The sequence below is a fragment of the Microcoleus sp. B13-B6 genome, assembly GCF_036705405.1.
Classification (GTDB): Bacteria; Cyanobacteriota; Cyanobacteriia; order Cyanobacteriales; family Microcoleaceae; genus Microcoleus.
In genome coordinates, this window is record NZ_JAUBUJ010000042.1 from 20662 (window position 1) to 41717 (window position 21056).

At 47.0% G+C, this 21056-nt stretch carries 14 protein-coding genes; 10 read left to right on the top strand and 4 right to left on the bottom strand.

Annotation, left to right across the window (positions count from 1 at the left end; translation table 11 throughout):
• The first annotated feature begins 7 nt into the window (after nt 1-7).
• From QUB35_RS19365 to QUB35_RS19385, 5 genes are all read left to right on the top strand, one after another.
• Nucleotides 8-199, top strand: a complete 192-nt coding sequence (locus tag QUB35_RS19365) for a DUF2281 domain-containing protein (protein WP_333143403.1) — start codon at nt 8-10, stop codon at nt 197-199.
• 16 nt (nt 200-215) lie between these two features.
• The gene (locus QUB35_RS19370; RefSeq protein ID WP_333143404.1) at nt 216-572 is read left to right on the top strand and encodes a type II toxin-antitoxin system death-on-curing family toxin; all 357 of its coding nucleotides are present in this window, start codon (nt 216-218) and stop codon (nt 570-572) included.
• A gap of 234 nt (nt 573-806) precedes the next feature.
• Nucleotides 807-1997 (top strand): tetratricopeptide repeat-containing serine protease family protein, encoded by a 1191-nt coding sequence (locus QUB35_RS19375; protein WP_333143405.1) that lies wholly within the window; start codon nt 807-809, stop codon nt 1995-1997.
• Nucleotides 1998-2090: 93 nt separating this feature from the next.
• Complete coding sequence (locus QUB35_RS19380; RefSeq protein ID WP_333143406.1) at nt 2091-3263, top strand: tetratricopeptide repeat-containing serine protease family protein; 1173 nt, start codon at nt 2091-2093, stop codon at nt 3261-3263.
• Nucleotides 3264-3350: 87 nt separating this feature from the next.
• Entirely contained in the window at nt 3351-3929 is a 579-nt protein-coding gene (locus QUB35_RS19385) for a Uma2 family endonuclease (RefSeq protein ID WP_333106196.1), read from the top strand.
• A 373-nt stretch (nt 3930-4302) separates the two neighbouring features.
• Here QUB35_RS19385 and QUB35_RS19390 read toward each other — a convergent pair whose 3' ends face one another.
• On the bottom strand, nt 4303-7329 hold the full coding sequence (locus QUB35_RS19390) for a PAS domain S-box protein (RefSeq protein WP_333143407.1): 3027 nt from the start codon (nt 7327-7329) through the stop codon (nt 4303-4305).
• Between the two features lie 34 nt (nt 7330-7363).
• The gene (locus QUB35_RS19395) at nt 7364-7519 is read right to left on the bottom strand and encodes a hypothetical protein (protein ID WP_333143408.1); all 156 of its coding nucleotides are present in this window, start codon (nt 7517-7519) and stop codon (nt 7364-7366) included.
• A 32-nt stretch (nt 7520-7551) separates the two neighbouring features.
• On the opposite strand from QUB35_RS19395, the gene QUB35_RS19400 reads away from it, so the two are divergent.
• Nucleotides 7552-7692 carry a hypothetical protein gene (locus QUB35_RS19400; RefSeq protein ID WP_333143409.1) on the top strand — a complete coding sequence of 47 codons (141 nt, stop codon included), beginning with the start codon at nt 7552-7554 and terminating at the stop codon, nt 7690-7692.
• 56 nt (nt 7693-7748) lie between these two features.
• Nucleotides 7749-9173 carry a diguanylate cyclase domain-containing protein gene (locus QUB35_RS19405; RefSeq protein ID WP_333143410.1) on the top strand — a complete coding sequence of 475 codons (1425 nt, stop codon included), beginning with the start codon at nt 7749-7751 and terminating at the stop codon, nt 9171-9173.
• A gap of 604 nt (nt 9174-9777) precedes the next feature.
• On the opposite strand, the gene QUB35_RS19410 is transcribed toward QUB35_RS19405, so the two are convergent.
• Nucleotides 9778-14925, bottom strand: coding sequence for a CHAT domain-containing protein (locus QUB35_RS19410; RefSeq protein ID WP_333143411.1), 5148 nt, complete (start codon nt 14923-14925; stop codon nt 9778-9780).
• Nucleotides 14926-15130: 205 nt separating this feature from the next.
• On the opposite strand from QUB35_RS19410, the gene coaE reads away from it, so the two are divergent.
• Together coaE and patX are read left to right on the top strand one after the other, a co-directional pair.
• The gene (coaE, locus tag QUB35_RS19415; protein WP_333143412.1) at nt 15131-15862 is read left to right on the top strand and encodes a dephospho-CoA kinase; all 732 of its coding nucleotides are present in this window, start codon (nt 15131-15133) and stop codon (nt 15860-15862) included.
• A gap of 806 nt (nt 15863-16668) precedes the next feature.
• Nucleotides 16669-16875: a heterocyst-inhibiting protein PatX gene (gene patX, locus QUB35_RS19420; RefSeq protein WP_333143413.1), complete on the top strand. Its 207-nt coding sequence runs from the start codon at nt 16669-16671 to the stop codon at nt 16873-16875.
• Between the two features lie 560 nt (nt 16876-17435).
• Here the strand turns inward: patX and QUB35_RS19425 are convergent.
• A complete protein-coding gene (locus tag QUB35_RS19425) occupies nt 17436-18842 on the bottom strand; it encodes a TldD/PmbA family protein (protein WP_333143414.1) in 1407 nt (468 codons plus the stop codon).
• Nucleotides 18843-19244: 402 nt separating this feature from the next.
• Between QUB35_RS19425 and QUB35_RS19430 the strand changes: the two genes are divergently transcribed.
• Nucleotides 19245-20861, top strand: a complete 1617-nt coding sequence (locus QUB35_RS19430) for a HAMP domain-containing sensor histidine kinase (protein WP_333143415.1) — start codon at nt 19245-19247, stop codon at nt 20859-20861.
• The last annotated feature ends 195 nt before the right edge of the window (nt 20862-21056 follow it).

Consider the following 21056-nt stretch of genomic DNA (forward strand, 5'->3'; position numbering starts at 1 on the left):
AAGAAACATGACCGCAAAAGACCAACTTCTTCAAGAACTCGACCAAGTATCAGAACCCTTGCTGCTGAAAGTGCTTGAATTTGTCCGTTCCTTAAAGAGTGAAGAAGAACAACAAAAACTAGAAGCCAAAGCATGGCAGGCATATCTAGATTCAGAACGCGAAAGAAAGGAGGTTTACCGTCGCCTTGCCAACTCCTAATTTTGTCAGCAAAAGTATGGTTTTAAGTATCCACGCCAGACAGATAGAGAGATTTGGCGGCACTCCAGGCGTCAGAGACGAAGGTTTGTTAGAGTCGGCTTTGGCTCAACCGCCAGCAACTTTTGGCGGGTATTTTTTGCATCCAACAATTAGCGAACAAGCGGCCGCCTATCTCTATCACATAGCGATGAATCATCCCTTTATTGACGGCAATAAACGAACGGCTTTTGCAGTGACAGATACCTTTTTGCGTTTAAATGGTTGCACTCTGAATTTGACGGACGATGGAGTATATGATTTAGTCATGCGAGTCGCGCGGGGAACGATGACTAAGGAAGAATTAAGCACCGAGTTAGAGTCATGTATTGTTTAGTTTTAATAAGTAAGTTGGGCAGCCTTCATCGAGATTAAGTAAGGTGCGCCCATAAGCACCCTAGAGTGAAAAAGGGAATCGAGGAACAAAAAAGCGAGTAAAATTATCACTAAAGAACAAAGCCGAGATCCTTTGCGTCAAATCAGTAATAAAACTACACAGAAAAAAAGCACAAACCGCCGATCGCCCTTCCTCCACCAAATCCCGCTACCCAGCTACTAATTAGCAATAGCCATGAATATAAATTTTTCTCGTTACGACACCTTAACCACCCTGCTAGCAGGAACTACCGCAGCCTTAACCATAGTCATCAGTCAGCCCGCGATCGCCAAAACCCCCCAAGAAGTCGCCAGCATTGCCGGGCCGCTGACAGTACAAATTAACAGTTCCCTCGGAGACGGTTCTGGCGTAATTATTGCCAAAAACGGCAAAACTTACACAGTTTTAACAGTCAACCACGTCGTAGAAAAAGCAGATGTGAAATACACCGTTCGCACGTCTCAAGGCAAAAACTATCAAGCAACCTCCGTCACCCGTTTGCAAACCGCCGAAACTGACCCGGATTTAGCCGTAGTCAAATTTGAAAGCCCCGAAGAATATCCAGTCGCGACGATCGCAGATTCCGATCAAGCCGTCATCGGCAGTCAAATCTTCGTTTACGGCTATCCCGCTACGGGCGGACTTTTTGGCGCCGAACGAGAACCAGAACTCTCTCCGGGACTCGTTACCAGCCGCCCCAGCAACCGCCCGGAAGGTTACACTTTGCGGTATCAGGCCGTAACCTGGAGCGGCATGAGTGGCGGCCCAGTTTTTGACTCCGAAGGCCGAGTTATCGGTTTACACGGACAAGGCGAATTTGGTTTCGCCCAAACGAGTTCCGGCGAAGTCGCCCCGATTAAAACCGGATTTAATGCAGCAGTTCCCATCAATACATTTATCGCCAAGCTAGTGGCGGCGGGAATCAACAAATCCGAGTTGAAAGTAGACAATACTCCCCCAACCAGTGGCCCGGTATCCACCGCCAATCCGCAAGATGCCCAAGCCTATTATTTTCGAGGACTTTCGCTGTTAGATCAAGGAGATGCTTGGGAGGCGATCGCCGATTTCAACAGAGCACTCGCTTTCAAGCCCAAATATACCCCTGAATTGTATTTTAATATCGGTAATGCCCGCACTTTCATGACCGCCAGCGTGCCCCAACTCGGTCCCACACGCGGTTCCACTGCTATTCAAGCATACACGCGGGCGATCGAAGCCAATCCCGGTTTTGCCGACGCTTACTACAACCGAGCTTTAGCTTACCTGGACAACCAAGACCAACCGAAAGCAATTGCCGACTTTCAAAAAGCAGCAGAACTTTACAAGCAAGGCGGAAGAACCAGCGCCTATCAAGACGCAATTAACAGAATCAAACAGTTGCAATAAACTTAGCCTTTAAGAGTTCAAACATCAAAATGAAGCTATTCATTTTGATGTTTGAATTTCCAACTAGGCTAATTAATATAATCAGCAACTACCATGAACGTAAATTTTTCCCGTTTCGACACCTTAACCACCTTGCTAGCAGGAACTACGGCTGCCCTAACCATAATCATCAGCCAAAGTGCGATCGCCAAAACTCCCCAACAAGTCGCCAACATTGCCGGGCCGCTGACAGTACAAATTAACAGTTCCCTAGGAGACGGTTCTGGCGTAATTATTGCCAAAAACGGCAAAACTTACACAGTTTTAACAGTCAACCACGTCGTCGAAAAACCCGATCTCAAATACACAGTCCGCACCTCCACAGGCAAAAACTATCAAGCAACCTCTGTCACCGGGCTGCAAACAGCCGAAACAGAGGCGGATTTAGCCGTAGTCAAATTTGAAAGCCCCGAAGAATATCCAGTGGCGACGATCGCAGATTCCGACACAGCCGTCATCGGCACTCAAATCTTCGTTTACGGCTACCCCGCTACGGGCGGACTTTTTGGCGCCCAACGAGAACCAGAACTCTCTCCCGGACTCGTTACCAGCCGCCCCAGCAACCGCCCGGAAGGTTACACTTTGCGGTATCAGGCCGTAACCTGGAGTGGCATGAGTGGCGGCCCAGTTTTTGACTCCGAAGGCCGAGTCATCGGCTTGCACGGACAAGGCGAATTCGGTTTCGCCCAAACGAGCTCCGGCGAAGTCGCCCCGATTAAAACGGGATTTAATGCAGCAGTTCCGATCAATACTTTTATGGCGAAACTGGCGGCGGCGGGAATGAACAAATCCGATTTGAAAGTAGACAATTCTCCCCCCACCGCAGTTCCCCTATCCACCCTCAACCCAAAAGACGCTGAGGCCTTTTATTTTCGAGGACTGGTGTACTTAGATGAGGGATCTACTTTCGAGGCGATCGAGGCTTTCAACAAAGCACTCTCTTTCAAACCTAACAACACACCGGAATTGCATTTCAATATTGGTAATGCCATCACCATCGCCAGCACTCCCGATACACGCACTAACCCGATTCTGGCTTACACGCGGGCGATCGAAGCCAATCCCGGCTTTGCTGACGCCTACTACAACAGGGCTCTAGCCTACCTAGATCAAAAAAACCAACCGAAGGCAATTGCCGACTTTCAAAAAGCAGCAGAACTTTACAAACAAGGCGGCAGAACCAGCGCCTATCAAGACGCGCTCAACAGAATCAAGCAATTGCAGTAAAATTAGAAGTTAAGAATTAAGAATTAAAAATGACTAATCCCATTTTTAATTCTTAATCAAGTTCATAAAAACAGCAGGTAAATAACAATGACTGCTATCACCTTAAACCTCAACTCCCTGATTAAACTAACTTCAGAACAGTTTTATCAACTGTGCGAAGAAAACCCAGACTTGAAACTCGAACGCAACGCCAACGGAGAATTAATTGTCATGCCGCCAACCGGAGGAGAAACGGGAAGAAGCAACTCAAAATTCAACTTACAGATTGGACTTTGGAACGAACAAACCCAACTCGGTGAAGCCTTTGATTCCTCAACAGGATTTACTCTGCCCAATAAAGCCGATCGCTCTCCCGATGCGTCTTGGGTAGAGAAATCTCGCTGGGAAGCTTTGACACCTCAACAAAGAGAAAAATTTATCCCGCTTTGTCCCGATTTTGCTGTGGAAATTCTCTCCCCAACGGACAGCTTAAAAAAGACTCAGGAAAAAATGCAAGAGTATATGGAAAATGGCTGCCGTTTGGGTTGGCTGATTAACCGCAAAAAACGCGAAGTTGAAATTTATCGCCCCGGTCAAGATGTGGAAGTTTTACAATCTCCTCTCACCCTTTCTGGGGAAAATGTTTTACCGGGATTTGTTCTCAATTTGCAAAAAATTTGGAATTAGCAGAATTCAATTTTGACTTATTATATCATCTTCAATAAATAAAATAACCGTTACCATTTCTTCGTGAGGAATGCAAGTCAGAGCGACTTGGATCGGGAGGGGAGCATCTCATATCTGTAAAAACACTTCTTCTGGCTCCTTCCTTCTGACTCTTTCCTCGCAGCAATAGAGCCTCAAAAATCCAATTTCTAGCTTGGCTGCTTTCATTGAGATACTCCCTAGCCAGTTCTTAGATCGCTATACAACAGTTCTCAATAAAGTGAGATATGCCCAATGCCCAATGCCCAATGCCCAATGCCCAATGCCCGCTTATCAAGCGTACACCTCATGTTACTGAGAAAGGCTATAGCTTCTTTGTCCTTAAACTATATCGCTAAACTGGATTCGGGAGCAGAGGTCGAATTAACTCCACAATTTGGTCATAGTTAAAGTTATTGACAGAATCAATTAGCGAACTGGAAAGGGTTGATTTAGATGCGGGAATTTGTTGGATTAGCTCGTTCATGGCTTCAGGATCAACATAGTAGGCAGCTTGATACATTTCTTCTAACCACTGAGAGGACATCACGGCTAGATCTTCTGGAGATAAAGAATCAACAGATAGTTTTTGGGGATCTTTTCCTACAACTGTGTAGATGTACTCTACTCCCAAGTATTGAGCGAGTTTGTCAAAGACGAGGCATTCCTGAAATGGCTTGCTCATAAAGTCGTCACAACCAGCCATAAGAGCTTTCTCTCGATCTTCTTCAAAAGCACTGGCAGTTAAAGCAATAATGACAGTCTCTTGTCCCTGAGAGTGTTCTCTAATGCGTTTGGTAGCTGTGTAGCCATCCATGATCGGCATTCGTAGATCCATCCAAATCAGGTGTGGGGACCAACTTTCCCACAGGAATAGTGCTTCAACTCCCTGTGTTGCTTCGCGCACCTCAAAACCGACTGAGGTAAGAAGTTTGACCAATAAGCGGCGATTTTCGTCTATATCTTCAACCACAAGGATGCGGTAAGTTGGTTGTCCTGGAACTATACCAATTACTCTTTGTTTAAGCAATTCTGAGGCAAGGCAGACTGCTTGAGGTAACTTTACCCCAAGTTCAAAGTAAAAAATGCTGCCCTGATTCAATGTGCTTTGAACCCGAATCTGACTACCCATGAGTTGGACAAATCTTTGGCTGATAGCTAAACCTAGACCAGTACCTTGATTCAATTTATTCCCCGCTTCAGCTTGCACGAACGCCTTAAATAAACTCTCAATTTCTGTTGGAGCAATTCCCACTCCAGTATCCTCAATTTCAAAATATAGGTGACAGGACGTTTGGTCGCTCTGTTCCGATCTTACTCGTAAGGTGACGCTTCCTTTATTAGTAAACTTAATCCCATTACCGAGCAGATTGACTAAGACTTGATACAGTTTGTGCTCATCGGTATGCACAAATTGGGGAAGATTGGGGTCGATATCGAAAATTAGTTTCAATCCTTTCGATTTGGCTTTAATTTGCAACATTTCTTCAAGAGAAATCAGCAAAGATTTTAGGTCAAAGTCAGAAAGAGAGAGTGTCATCTTTCCGGTCTCTATTTTAGATAAATCTAAAATGTCGTTAATCAATGCCAATAAATGTGTGCCGCTACGATTGACGATCGCCAGATCTTCTTGGAGTTCGGGAGTCAGAACAGGATCGTAACTCATCAATTGCGTAAATCCCAAAATAGCATTGAGAGGAGTACGGAGTTCGTGGCTCATATTGGACAGGAACATACTTTTGGCTCGGTTTGCTGTTTCTGCTCCTTCCTTAGCTTGCTGAAGTTCCAACTCGGCTTGTTTGCGATCGTTAATGTCAATTAAATATCCCAACATTTCCACTGGTCTACCTGCAGGATCTCGAATTAGTCTGAGTTGACAGAGTATCCAGCGATAAACCCCATCTGAGCGACGAAGACGGTATTCATGGAAATAAAAATCATTGACGAATAGATTGTCTAAGCCATTAACCACTCGTTCTAAATCATCTGGGTGTAAGTTATGCACCCAAAAGTCAGAATCTTCTAAAAAATCAATCCTTTCATAGCCCAATACATCTTTGATATTTTCGCTCATGAACGTTGCTGCATAATTGCCATAAGGTTGACAGCCAAAAATAACGACGGGGCTGTAGTTCAGGAGAAAGTTGAGGCGATTTGTGGTAGATTGCAAGGCTTGCTCAGCTTGTTTTAGCTCTGTCACATCCTCCTGAACGGCAACATATACAGTTCCATATTCAGGATGCTCAAACCTAGACGTATGAACCCTGCACCAAAAGAGAGTTCCATCTTTTTTCTTATTGTGGACTTCATATTGTGCTTCTCCGTCCCGAGCGAGTTTAACAACAACATCTTCAACGGTTTCGTCGGGTGTAACCTCTGTATCGACGTAATTTATTACACCAACGGGTTGACCGGCGAGTTCACCCTCTGCATAGCCAAACATAGCGTCAAATTTAGGATTGGTGTAGACGATCGTGAGGTCTGAGGCTTTAACTAAACACACTCCACCTGCCATGTTATGGATAATAAGACTCTGAAGCTCAAGCGCCTTTTGAGCTTCTTTTTTAGCGGTAATTTCTTGGATCTGAGCAATAAAATGCAGTGGATTTCCCTGTTCATCTTGTACTAGCGAGCCATTAAGAAGAATCCAAATTATATGTCCTTGTTTATGGAAATAGCGTTTTTCCATTTGGTAAGTTGAAATGATCCCTGCTAATAGCTGATGTACATAGCTAAGATCCAGGTCTAAATCGTCAGGATGGGTAATGTCTTGGAAAGTTAACGCTAACAACTCTTCTGAGGAGTAGCCCAGAATCTGACATAAGGCAGGATTTACTTTAACCCAGTACCCATCAAGTGCAACGATCGCCTTTCCAATGGACGCATTTTCAAAGGCATTGCGAAACTGCTCTTCACTGTTTCGTAAAGCCACCTCAATTTGTTTGCGTTCGTTTTCAGCCCACTTGCGCTCATCGATCTCCTTCTCTAAGGCTTGAATCGCCACAATAAGTTGAGCTGGACTAGGTAAAGCTAAGGCTGATGGAATTAAAAATACTAGCTCAGATGCAGTATATACAGAAATCAGAGCAGTAATAGCTTTAAGTCCTCCATAAACCCAATAAGTAGGAAACCAAAGCGTCCAAATTTCCATGATATGAGTTGTACCACAGGCAATTATGAAGGCGCTAAACAGAAATAATACTTTCGGAAAAGGAGTATCGGGGCGCTGTCGAACAAAGTAGATTAGCATGATTGGGATGGAGTAGTAAGCTAAAGCAATTAAACCATCGGATAAAATATGTAATCCTACTAAGTTTGTTTGCCAGAGATAGCAGTGACCATGAGGAATGAATCCTCCACTTTCAAAAAATTGTGTAATCATACCTAACCTGCATTATTCATGAGTGCTGAAGTGCTTAGCGATTGAGTTCTGCCATTGCCCGCTTCATCATCGAAGTCTTACCGGGAAAACCACTTTTGAGTAGGGAGATGTCAAATTGCCAATCTAGCAGCACGAGACCTCCGATCGCAATGACGAGTAGACTTGCCCTTTCAGAAATGTGCTTGTTCATACAGCAGATTGCGTTAAAAAAATGTCCTTTTAATGTTAGCCAAAACAAAGAAGGGCAACCACGGGGGGATTCTCCCTACCTCCACAAGTCAGATTTTGTATGGGCTGTGCCAGCGTGCCACTCCTCGAACTCTGCGATCGCAGGACTTCTGGCTGCGTAAAGTGAGTTTATAACCTAATAATTCAACTATACTCTTATTCATAGGCTTATAGTCCTCTGGCAACAAACTATGGAAAGGAGTAGGATTCTCGATAGAACTAGCGATAGAGTTAGCGAGCCACATACCAACTACCGCGGCAATATTTTAATTGTTGACGATCTGCCTGATAACTTGCGTCTTCTGAGCCGTACTTTGATCGCACAGGGTTATAAAGTTCGCTGTGCCACAACAGGCGCAATGGCGATCCGAGCCGCCCAATCGCCAGGGACGGAACTAATTTTACTCGACATTAAATTGCCCGATTTTGATGGCTATGAAGTTTGTAAAAAATTAAAATCTGACGAGCAAACCGCAGGCATTCCGATAATTTTTTTGAGTGTTCTCAATGAAACTTTCAATAAGGTTCAGGGGCTGGCTGTTGGTGGCGTAGATTATATTGCTAAGCCGTTTCATGTCGAAGAAGTATTAGCTCGTGTCGAAACTCACCTAACCATTCGACGGTTGCAACAAAGCCTCCAAGAGCAGAATTTACGTCTCTTGAGAGAAATGGAAGAACGCCAACGTCTCGAAGCATCCCTCTTTGCCGAAAAAGAACTCGCTCAAGTGACTCTCCAATCGATTGGTGATGCAGTTATTACTACCAATGCTCAAGGTAATGTGCGATTTTTCAATCCTATCGCTGAGCAACTGACAGGCTGGAAGGCTCATGAGGCTAAGGGACTCCCCCTGTCTACAGTCTTTGAAATTGTCAATGAAGTAACGCGAAAGCCATTAGAGAATCCGATCGACAAGGCTCTATTGGAGAAGCGAATTGTGGGGTTAGCTAACCATACTATACTCATTGCGCGCGATGGGACTGAGTATGCCATTGAACACTCAGCAGCACCCATTCGAGACTGCCAAGGTCAAATTATCGGGGCAGTCATCGTCTTTCATGATGTTACCGAATCGCGCAATATTGCTCGTCAACTCTCTTGGGAAGCCAATCACGATGCTCTGACGGGTTTAATCAACCGTCGAGGATTTGAGCAGCGACTAATTGAGGCGATCGCCTCTGTTCAAGATAGCAATCAGCAGCACGTTCTCTGTTATTTAGATTTAGATAAGTTCAAAGTCGTTAACGATACCGCAGGTCATATTGCTGGCGATGAGCTACTGCGCCAAATCACTAGACTTTTACAAAAGGGAGTCCGCGCTAATGACACACTGGCTCGCTTGGGAGGTGATGAATTTGGTCTTTTGCTTACTAAATGTCCCCTCTCTAAAGCAACTCAGATTGCGGAAAAGCTCAAAGACATAGTGCATCAGTTTCGGTTTATTTGGGATAGCAAAACCTTTATCATAGGAGTCAGTATTGGAGTTGTTGCAATTAACCAAACCAGCCAAGATTTGATGGAGGTTATGGGGGCGGCTGATGCAGCTTGTTATGTAGCCAAAGGCAAAGGTCGCAACTGTGTTCATGTTTATCGTCTAGATGATGGCGAACTCATATAATTAGACAACGTGGTGAGACGCACTTGATTTCCAAAATCAGCCGTGCGTTAGAAACCAATCGTTTTTGTCTCTACTCCCAAAAGATTGGCTTTATTATCTCTAACCCATCATTAGATCATTAGGAAATTTTGTTAAGAATGGTAGAGAAAAACGGAGAAAGCGTGGCTCCCAATGAGTTTATTCTCACCGCCGAGCGTTATGGCTTGATAACCAAGAGCGATTGTTGTTGGGTAATCGAAACTTTTTGATTGAATTATCATAATTTATCGGGGCTAAAAGTTTTTAGTAAAGACTTGTATAGCCTTTCGAGCTCTCATATGAGGTACTCATGGGCATAGGGCATAGGGCATAGGGCATAGGGCATAGGGCATAGGCCTCCGTGGGCATACCTCACTTTTTTGAGAACCGCTATAGACGCTCAATATTTCTGGCGCTAGCAGTCGAGTTTTTTTTAAAATTTTATTGTTCCATTTTATCCCGTTTTGGATGTTGAGGTCGCGGTCTCTAGTGTGAGTGACCGCACTTTTTTAGGTATTCCCACCCTCCGAGTTTTGCGACTTGTTCTCTCCCGGTTTTTTGGGCATCGCACCCTCTTCCTTCAGAATTACCAAGGCGAACCGATCATGGTAAAAGCAGCCCAATAATAAGGATGCGAGAAATTTCGATCGCCCCTGGTGGCCAACTCCGACGGCAAAGGCAGAGCTTGATTGTTGCCCGATCGTACCAAATAACCATCTTGCAACCGCACTTCTCCCCGCAACATCGCCAACTGCGCTTGCCGCAAAGCCTCAGCCTTAATCGGCGCTGTACGCAACTCCTGGTAAAACTCAGTCATCAGCCCCAAAGTAGCAACATCGCTGACATACCACAAACTCGCCAAAGCTGATTTTACCCCCGCGTGCACCGCCAACCCTGCAAACCCCAACTCAGCTTGTTCGTCCCCCACCGCCGTAGTACACGCACTCAAAACCAACAACTCCACCTGCGGGTTAGATAACTTCAACTGATCCAACTGATCCAACCGCAACTTAGTATCCCAAAACTGAATGTAAGAATTTTGGGCTCCCCCAGGCTGAAAATCGCCGTGAGTAGCTAAATGAATAATTTTGTATTGCGGTTGATTGCGCTTCTGCTTCAAATTTGCCAAAGTAAAAGCTTCATTGAGAAAAGACGAACCCGGCCAAATCTTGCCCACAATTGTCGATATTTCCAGTGGCACCGCAGGCAAAGGATTTTGATCGTATTTGGCAGGAAAATTCGACGCACCCATCGCTAACACTTCAGAACCCTTAACATCGGCATAGCGAGTATCAGTTAAACTCAAACTCGGAATCAAGCCCAAACTGTACTTTTCTACCAAAAACTGCTTGCCGTCGTAAAGAGCAGCCAAAGGCAAAGTTCGCAAACCGACATCCATCGAAAACACCAAGGTGTCAATCTTGTTAGCCTCCAATTCCGGTTGCAGCGGTGCAATTAACCACTGGTAAAGTTCCTCGGCAGGTTGCTTGTAGTCAGCAGTATTCAATCTCCTGGGACTTCTGATAGCATTAGTGAATTTTTTAGCAACTTGCAAGACTGTCTCGCGGCTTGCAGGCACGCTTTTAAAAACATTTTTGCCGTCTGGCAATAACAACACAAGTTCTAAATGTTTTTCTTTCGCCCACACGTAAAGGATGGCCGGTTTAACCCCAGTCAACTGATTGACGCTGCTGAGAGTATCTCGAATACTTTGCTGCGTGACTGACTTTTCAGTGACAGTGCCCCCAAAGTAACGTTCAAATTCCCGGCCCTGAGTTCTATCCCTTTGCTGCACTGCGTCGATCGGATTTATTTGCGCGATCGAGTTCGATCGAGAAATCTCAGGAACCCTCACATTCCCGATACTTTCTGCTGTTACCGCACTCGCCGACTTCTGTGAAGTTGCCTGCAAGGTGCCGTTTTCTGTCGTCGCAGGCGCGCCTAAATTGTCTTGTAACACCGACGGCGACAGCAGTACCGAGCCGGCAGCATTCTCGTTCGACTGATCCTCAAAAGAGACAGCAGCAGCTTCTGGCGAGACATTTGCGTTAGTGCTCTTGGGCACCTGCGCTGCGGGGCCGAGACTCACCTGAGTCACAATTTGTTGAGAATTGGCTGTAGTTTTCAGTTCCACGGTGGTAGTTGGTGCCGGACTCGGCACGATCGCCAGCGGCCCGATCGCAGTTGAGGAAGTCGCAGTGTTCGACTTCAAGTTTCCCGTCCCAACAGTCGCCGCCGTGCAGGTTCCCGACGAGCAAGTGCTTTGCAGCAGCGTCTGTGAACCCGATCGAGCCAGCCCGTCTGTAGAAATGCTAACCTCGGCGCGTTCAGCAGCCGTTCCTGTTCCCGCAGCCAGAAACGCTCCCCCAGCTTCGATTGCCACATCGCCGCCCGTATTGCCACGAGCTTTGATCGAAACAACTTCAACATCTTTCTGCCCGGTAATTTGGCTCGAACCCGCACTTCCCGACTGCGAACTCGAATTGATCACCCCTGTAACGATCCGGCCCGGCGCCGCAATCGAAATATTTCCGCCGCTTCTGGCACCAAAAGCATCGATGTTGCCGGTTTCTACCGCACCGGCGCTGCGAATATTGATAGGGCCAGCCTCCCCGGAAGTTGAGCGAGATGAAACCGTACCAGCAGTCAACTTGCCTTGACTGCTAGTGATGTTAATCCCCGCAGTCGAGGTAACGTCTCCGACGGCTACAGTACCGCCCATCAGAGAGATGGTGGCGTTATCAGTGCCGACGATCGCACCCGTTCCCACGATCGCGCCGGTGCCCGACGGCGATTGAATCGTCGTCGGATCTTGAAATGTCACCGCTACTGGCGTGGAATTCGGCGTTGAATTGGGCGCTGGAGAACCAATCGAGATCGCACCGCTACCGTCAGAACGTCCGATCGCGATCGAAGCAAACCCATTCCGAAAAGTGTTCAATTCAGCAGCAGTCAAGTTCAGAGCTTCTGTACTGCCCGAACCTTGAATTATAATATTTTGACTGGGATCGGCCGGTTGCAGCACCAGATTGCCGTTGCTGGCGATCGAATTTTTGTCACCCGTCAAGTCAATCTCGCTGCCGGTTAAAGTAATATTTCCCGGTCTTTTCGAGCCGCCAGCTTCGATCGCGCCCGCAGTGACTCCATTAGGTCCCGTCAGCGTCACATTCCCCGCGCGATCGCCCCTCGTGTCGATCGCCCCAGCAGTCACCGTGCCCTGTGCGGTAACACTAACATCTCCCGCCGAATTGCGTATATCTTGGGAAGAATTGACAGAAGTGTTGATAGTGCGCGCAGTTCCAGTAACTAGCTGACCGGTTGTGACATTGCCTGCGGTGCTGACGATGCGAATTTCCTGATTGTTGGTAGTGATATTTCCGGTACGGATATTGCCGTCAGCTTTGAGAGTAATTGAGGCATTGTCGGCCCCTGTCAGGGAACTTGTGGTAGTGATTGTTCCCAAACCCGCTGGCGATTGAATAATTAGCGGATCGTAAAATGTGAAATCGTTGGCCATCAGAATTGAACCGATACCGTTGCTGCGGCCGATCGTAATTCCAGCAAATCCATTTTGCAAACTTCCGAGGTCGTTTGCCGTCAGATTCAAATAAATATTAGTGCCGACATCTCCAGAACCGCCGATCGCAATATTTTGACCGGGGTTCCAAGGTTGCAGTACCAAAAAGCCAGTGCCGCTGACTGAATTTTTGTCGCCTTTGAAATTAATTTCATTACCAGTCAAAGTAATGTTTCCAGCACCCGCTGCGATCGAGCTAACCCCCAGAACATTCCGAGCCGTCACAGTTACATTTCCCGCCGCTTCCGGGCCGCTGGCATCAAGTTTTTGGGCCGTTACGTTCAGGCCTTCGATCGCAATATTCCCGCTGCTGCCGGTGCTGGGATTGGATGAAGAAATATTGTTTGCAACAGTCGAACCCGGACTAATCAAACTAATATTTCCGCCGTTACTTGACAAATTGCCCGCAGTAATTTGACTTCCCTCCAGGGCGATCGCACCGCCACCGGTGCTAATTGTATCGGCCGCATTCATAGAAAAAGCACCCGCACCATTGCGATCGGCATCTGCTCTAAATGTTACCGAACCAGTAGTTGCTTGAAAGCTCAACTGATTGTCCGCCAAATCAGCAATTGTAATATCATTGAGGGCTTCGAGAACCACATTTGACGTAGCCGACATACTTTCCAAAGCTGTAGCCGAAATTGTCAGCGAAGGCTCAGAATTGTTTTCCTGTCCTGGTAGCGTTCCTGTTGCCAAAATATTATTGTTGGCAATTATTTCCGCATCGCCCGCAGCTTCTGGGGAATCTGTAATGAAAATATTGTCTGGATCTAACAGCAAAGTCCCCAAACCGTTTGTCCCAGAGGTATCAACATTACCGTTAAAAATCAATCTTTGCTTGCCCGAAACTTCCACAAACCCCCCAACACCTGCGGTTCCCGTTGCAGAAACGCCCTTTGCGCTGATGCTGCCCAAAAATGCTGTTGTGTTGTCAGCCCAGACCAAAACTCGGCCGCCGTTGCCTGATTCAGTTGCGTTGGCTGCGATCGAACTTTTGCCATCCACGTAAGTCATCCTGGCATTCGGCACAGTTCCCTCGCCTCGGTAATCTCCCCCGATCCGCACCGTTCCGCCACCGTCCGGCCCCGAAGCCTCAATCTTCGCTCCAAACAGCCCTACCTTGTCGCCCAACACGTTGACGCTGCCTCCGACGCCCCCCCTGGCAGACACGTCCGCAGAACCCGCTACCAGCGCAGTTCCAGCACCGGCAGGCACTGTTTGGCCGCCTGTGAGCACGACTTCACCTTGAGCGTTCGTAGTTATACCCGTAGCGTTAGCCACGCCGGGGCCCGAAAGCAGTCCAGGTAAACTCAGCGGAGAGAAGGGAACACCTTCGGAACCCGACACTCCGGCTGCTGGAGAAACTTCTAAACTCAGCAAAAGTCCGTTTTGACTCAACCGCACCAGATTTTTGTCTCCAACCGCCACCACAGTAATTTGACCGCCTGGGGCTGAAAGTGGGCCCGTACTGATCACCGTACCGCCCAGCAAAGTCAAATTTTGCCCCGCGCCGACAGCCAAGTTACCGGCATTGACAATACTCGCGGGCTGTGTGCCAAAAACAAAAGCATTCGGCGTTCCGACGAGGGCCGCGAAGTCGTTCGCCCCAGTACCGTTGAACCAGCCGTTGTCAAAACCGATACCGCTAGCGGTGGTAGCCAAAAAAGACCCGGACACGTCGAGTCGGGCATTTGTTCCGAAGATAATGCCTGCGGGATTCATCAGCAACAAATTAGAATTGCCGCCGCTAACTTGAATTAGGCCGTTAATTAAGGAAGCGTCGCCCCCGACAACGCGGCCGAGGATATTTTTAACGCTTGGGTTGGAGATGAAATTGGCAGTTTCGCCAGCATTCAGACCAAACCGAGTAAAACTGTGGAACAAATTTGCTCCGTCTCTGGAGGTAGTGCCACCTTTAATGTCGTAGCGAGGAGGCGACCCTGTACCTGGGGCGGTGACAGTGGTTCCGGTGCCGTCTGGGGCTGGAGTAATGGATTGTGCTGCAGCAATTTGAGATTGGGGATAAATTGCCACCAGTACCCATCCCCTGCTGTTTTCTTTGAGGAAAACCAGGTTGGGGAAAAAATCTAATATCAAAAATCCAGCAAAGGGAATTGCTGCCAGAATCGACCGCACAGCACGTTGAGCATTCATAAGTTTGCCTCGGTCTAGACCTTAATTCGAGTTGAAAATTGAGATTTTAGGTAAAAAAGAGTCGATCGCACCCCTATGCTGACACTTCTTAACGCGAACTCTCGATCGCAAATCTTAAAATTTAAGTCTAAATTTGATTGTGTCACCAACATAGCAAAGACTGACAGTAAGTGTCGAAACACAGGAAGTTTAAACAGAGAAAATTATGAGCGATCTAATTGTCCGTCGGATCGGTTTAACTGGGGGCATCGCCACGGGTAAAACCGCTATATCTAATTATCTGGCAGATGCCTGTGGATTTCCGATTTTAGATGGCGATATTTACGCCCGCGAAGCTGTGAACCCCGGTTCGCCAATACTTGACTCTATTGTAAAACGATACGGCGCGGGTATTTTGCTCCCGGACGGCAATTTAAATCGGCCAGAGTTGGGAAGTATTATTTTTTGTAACGCAGACGAGCGGCAGTGGTTGGAACAACAGATTCACCCTTACGTGCGCCGCCGATTAGTTGAGGAAACTCAAAGCTGCATTGCTGCATCGAGTTTGGTATCCCAAGGGACACAGGATTTAAGTACAAAGACTCAAGAAACCGACTTGTTTGACCACAAGCTAGAACCGAGTATTGTTGAAAAAAAACCCGGTTTCTGTGCCAAGGCTGACACGTTGACTTTGGTTTTGGTAGTGCCGCTGCTGTTTGAAGCTAACATGACTGACTTGTGTACCGAAATTTGGGTAGTGTACTGTTCACCCGAAGTGCAGTTAGAACGACTAATGCAGCGAGACGGCTTAAGTTACGATCGAGCTAATGCCCGTATTAACGCCCAGTTGCCACTAGCTCAAAAGTGTCAACAAGCTGACGTTATTTTGGACAACTCGTCAACCCTCGACTCGCTATTCCTGCAGGTAGATGTGCAAGTCAGTCGCTGTGAGATTTGATACTTGAGATTGACTCGGCGATATCAGTTTTAAAACCTGGTTTTTTTAATTCCTGCGCGGCAGTTCGATTTGAGAGTTGAGATTTGAGATTGACTCCACGATTTTGTGAACGGGCTTTTTTTCCCCAACCGCTTTCGACTCCTCTTTCGGAGTGGCGCGTCAGCGCTCTTGTCACAAAGCCAGATCAGAAAAGATCAGAAAAAATAAAAGGTTCACAATTTATTTAAAAATACAATAGCAACCATTTATGAAGTTAATGTGAAAAATTAGGCATTGCCCCCTTTAAGGAATCTCATTCACCAAGATATTTATATGTAACGTGCTGATGGCGCGCCTGGGTACTCTCCTGTTGTGTCTTTAATCCCCGGGTTGCCGCTTCACCTCAATAAATTATCGAGTTAATCATAAAAGTAGTAAAACTTTACAATTGGCGGTTTTTGTTTCTTTCTTGGAAGACTGTTTCAAAAGGATTCCAGGGGCGATACCATTTTAGATTTTAGATTTTAGATTTTAGATTTGGGAATGATTTATAACTACCAGGGTTGGGAATACGGGCATAGAAGAGTAGCATTATTTTTTTGAACATGGTCTTGAGTTCTGCTGGTGGCCCGCCAGTAGCAGATAACTAGAAATTACCAGCGAACAAGCGAGCTAGATGATGGATTTCACCCGCTTTTAACCAAAAATCAAAAAAATTGCAGGTGCAGTCACTTACTAATTGATGACTTCGCCACAATTATTTTTTTATCCTGATAGCAGAGTACAGACTGCGTATCAAGAAGGGGAAAATACAAACACCAAAATTTATGATGCGCGTTTACTCTTCCATCCTGATGTCAAGCCTGTTACTGAGTGCTGGCGCAGTTAATGCTCAAAGCTTAGAAACTCGATCGACCTTTTTTGCTCAAGACAACAGTGTTCCAGAAATTTTAACCGCCGTAGCCGAGACTCAGACCTTTTACGCAGATAACAACGATCCAACTACCCCGCCACCACGAGGCGGCGGGAGATAAACCCAAATAAATGGCTATTTTTGCAAAAAAAAAGCGAAATCTACTGACTTATTACTTGTGTAAATTTTGCTTTTTTTATATTAACGAAGGAATTCAGAATTTATCAAACTAAAAATTAACCGCCATTAGTTCCGGATATGCAAAAAAAAGTCTGTATCGGGGAGAAGAAACTTTGAGCTAAAACTTCACAATGTATACTCTGAAGCAATTGGCATTATTAAGCGCACTATTGGCTAGCGCCATAGCTGTTACTCAAAAACCAGAAAACAGTTTAAGATCGGAAAATCAGTTTACTACATCTCAAAAACTGTTATTAGCTAAAGATAGCGGTAGCAAATCAAAACGCTGTAACTCCTCCCCGACTCCGGGGTGCTCTCGCCGAGATAACGTCAGTGATATGTAGAATTAAATCTCGGAATGCCAACAAAAATCTAGGATTAAGATTTCTATATTTTTGGGGCGGGCGGGACACCCCACCAGAAAATTTAATTTTCTTAGGAACAAGCCGGAAAGCCTGTTCCTAAGAATGATGCCTGATGTGAATTTAAGCGGACTTGATATCAATCCTCCTCAGCAGCTTCGCCACCAACAACGACATCGCGAATCCGCAAACTCGGGCCGCCACAGCCGACGGGCAAACCGCTTTGCCCTGCCTTGCCGCAGCCGCCGGATTCATCCCAGTAGAAATCGTCGCCGATCGCCTCAATATCAGCTAAAGTGCTGAAAACATTACCCGAAAGAGTAACATCCCGCACCGGATTGTCTAGTTTTCCGTCGCGGATCATCCAAGCTTCGCCGGCACTGAAAGTAAACATTTCGCAGTTAGTCGTGCCGCCTTGCCAATTGCGCGCATAAACCCCTTCTTTGATTCCAGAAAATAAGTCTGCAACTGGCGTGTCACCTCGTTCGATCCAAGTATTCGTCATGCGGACGATCGGCGGATAATGATAATTCAAACAGCGAGCATTACCAGTAGGCGTTTCTCCCAATTTACCCGCCGTTTCCCGCGAGTGCAGTCGCCCGACTAAAGCGCCGTCTTTAATTAACTGAGTAGTAGTCGCCGGAGTGCCTTCGTCGTCGTAGAAATAGCTGCCCCGGTGTCCCTCTGGCGCTGCACCGTCGAAAATTTGCAAGTTTTTGGGGCCGAACTGGCGACCGAGGGTCATAATTTCCAAAATGTCGGGATTTTCGTAGGCCATGTCGGCTTCGGAAAGGTGTCCGAAGGCTTCGTGGACGAATAATCCGGTCAAAATCGGGTCGATGACGACGGTGTAGGTGTTGCCTTGGACGGGGGGTAAGGCTAGGGAATCTACGGCTCTCTGGGCGGCGCTGCGAACTTGCACATCAAGATCGGTTAAATCTTCGTAAGCTTTGCGGGAACCAGTAGTTTCGCGGCCGGTTTGTACGGTTTCCCCGCTGCGGGCTGTGGCGGCAAAGCGCATTTCCATGTCTGCCCAACCTTGTTCTAGCATGGTGCCTTCGGAGGTGGCGAGGATGATGCGCTGGGTGCTGTCGCCGTAGCGCACGGAGATTGTGGCGATGCGGGGGTCAATGCTGCGGAGGATGGCCGCGTAACGATCGCACAATTGCTTTTTGTCAATTAGGGGAACCAGACGGGGGTCTGTTCCTGTCAGCGGCAGCAAGCAAATGTCTTGTACTGGCGTAACTGGCGCCAGGATCGTTTCTTCTTCGCCGATCAGTTTTGCCGCGGCGATGGCTTCTTCGATTCTTTCGGCGAGGGTGGAAAGTCGGTTAAAACTGGCAAAGCCCCAGCCGCCTTTGTGACAAGCCCTGACTTGGCCGCCAATTGAGACTCCTTCGCTGAGGGTTTCAATTTTTTCGCCCCGCAGCAGGATGTCGGTGCCTTCGGCTTCTTCCAGTCGAATTGCCAGATAATCGACTTGGTGGCGGTAGCGTGCCATTAAGTCTGACAGCAGATTTTTCGAGTCGGCGATCGAGGTGGGCATAAGGAAAGCACGGTGTTTAACTTACTTCATTTTGCACTTTTGTCAGGGCGATCGTCCAAAATATCGCCCCAAGCGCGGAGATTGCGACTTATTGGTACGGTTCTGCCAATATCGTTAGTTGACAAATGTGGATATCCTGTGAGTTAGGAGGAAGGCGCAAGAAATTATGCGGGATTTTTCGATCGTGCTGGTGCTTGACCCAGCCCAAAAACGGATACCGTGCCACGTACTTAAGTCGTGGAAAGATAAAAATTTTAGACCCTAGTTCAATCTCCCAGATTTATCTGTGGGGTAAATCTAAAATCTAAAATCTAAAATCTAAAATCGACTGACTCCTAACTCCTGAACTTTCCTATACATAAATACTTCACCCTTCATGCCTCCGAAGGTGGGTTTATAACTGTGAATACTTACTTTTTACCGACAATAAGCGAAATTTTAGCCTCCGAAGGCCAAGAAAATGACCTCCGTCTCTTTGATGCTAAGTTGGCGGGAGAAAACAACCGCCATCGGTGTCCTGTAAGCCGTGGGGCTTCTCGGCTGAAAGCTGAACAGGAATGGTATGGGGCGATCGCAGCTTTGAATCAAATGCTCGATCGGCAAAAAGCAGGACAAAAAACAGATGCCGATCGAGCAAATGGTCGATCGACAATCCCCAATTCCTGTCAGGGATTGGTGTTGTCTGGCCCATCTTCGGTTTTGACTGACCCCGCTTTGGCCAACGGCTTTGCCAATTGGATTTTTACCAGTATTCCCGACAACGATGCAGCTTTGTGGTCTTTTCGGGCTAGACAAACTTTAGCTTTAATGCCGGCGGCTGATGTGCAAACATCAGTGCCTGCGGCGGCCCCGGCTTTGGCTTTGGCAAGTGGCGATCCCTTAGCCAACGAGCAGTTTTGTTTGGTTTTAACTGCTAGTTTTAGCCTGGTGATGGTTTTGGGTGAAAATTCTGCGGGAATTCCGGCTTTTCTATTTTCTTTCGATCCGCAAGTAGTCGCCAAAGCTTGGGAGGTTTTGCGGCGCCGGGTGACTGAAAGCGAATGTTTGCTTGCCAATTCTGACGGTAGCTTCAATTTACCGGTTAGCAAATTAACTAATAATTCTACTAAATTAGACGCGCTGTTCCAGCAGTTTTTGCCTGTGGAGCCCCATTATCAAACAGTGATGCAGTTCAGCCGCTTGCTGTTGCATAATTTGCCGATTGGGAAAGATGAAGCAGGCAGGATAAAAGATGAAAGAAGTGATGATGGTTTGAACCATAGACATCACAAGTTATCGGCTACAGATATCAACTGCAAATCTCCAATGCCTCTGGCTACTAAAGAGGTGGAATTGCTACAGGCGATCGCCCACGAAGTCCGCACTCCTTTGGCTACTATCCGCACGCTGACTCGATTGTTGCTGAAACGTCCCAAACTCGATGCGGTGGTGGTCAAGCGTTTGGAAATGATTGATGCTGAGTGTACCGCTCAGATCGATCGCTTCGGTTTAATTTTCCGCGCCGTGGAATTGGAAATGTCGCAAGCTAAAAATTCTGGCGTGCAGCTAACAGCAATGTCCCTCGGTGAAGTGCTACAAAATAGCATTCCCCGCTGGCAAAAACAGGCGGCTGTGCGAAACCACACTTTGGAAGTTATTGTGCCGAAAAAGTTGCCAGCGGTAGTCAGCGATCCGACGATGCTGGATCAGGTTTTAACTAATTTGATTGAGAATTTTACTCGAACTTTGCCTTCGGGGAGTCGCATTCAGGTGGAGGTGACATTGGCGGGCGATCAGTTAAAGTTGCAGTTGGAATCGGAACACTTACCTGAAGGTAATGTCGCATCGACTTTTGCAGAAGCGGCGAATGCTCCTTTGCGATCGATCGGGCCTTTGTTGATGGTGCAGCCGGAGACGGGAAGTTTGAGTTTAAATTTGAGCGTGACTAAGAATTTATTTCGGGCTGCTGGCGGGAAGTTGGTAATTCGCCAGCGGCCCCAAAAGGGCGAGGTGATGACGGTATTTTTGCCGTTGCAATAGTGATTAATTATTGGCCAAATCTGTAGGGGCGGGTTTTACCAACCATCTCTGTCAGAAATGAACAATATAATAAACCCGCCCCAGCCCAACGACAAATCCGAATTAATATTTTTTGAAGGGGATCGAACATCAGGTTAATCAGGGTTATTGGTTGGGTGGGGGCGGGTTTTTATAGATTGTTTGTGAGCCTCAAAT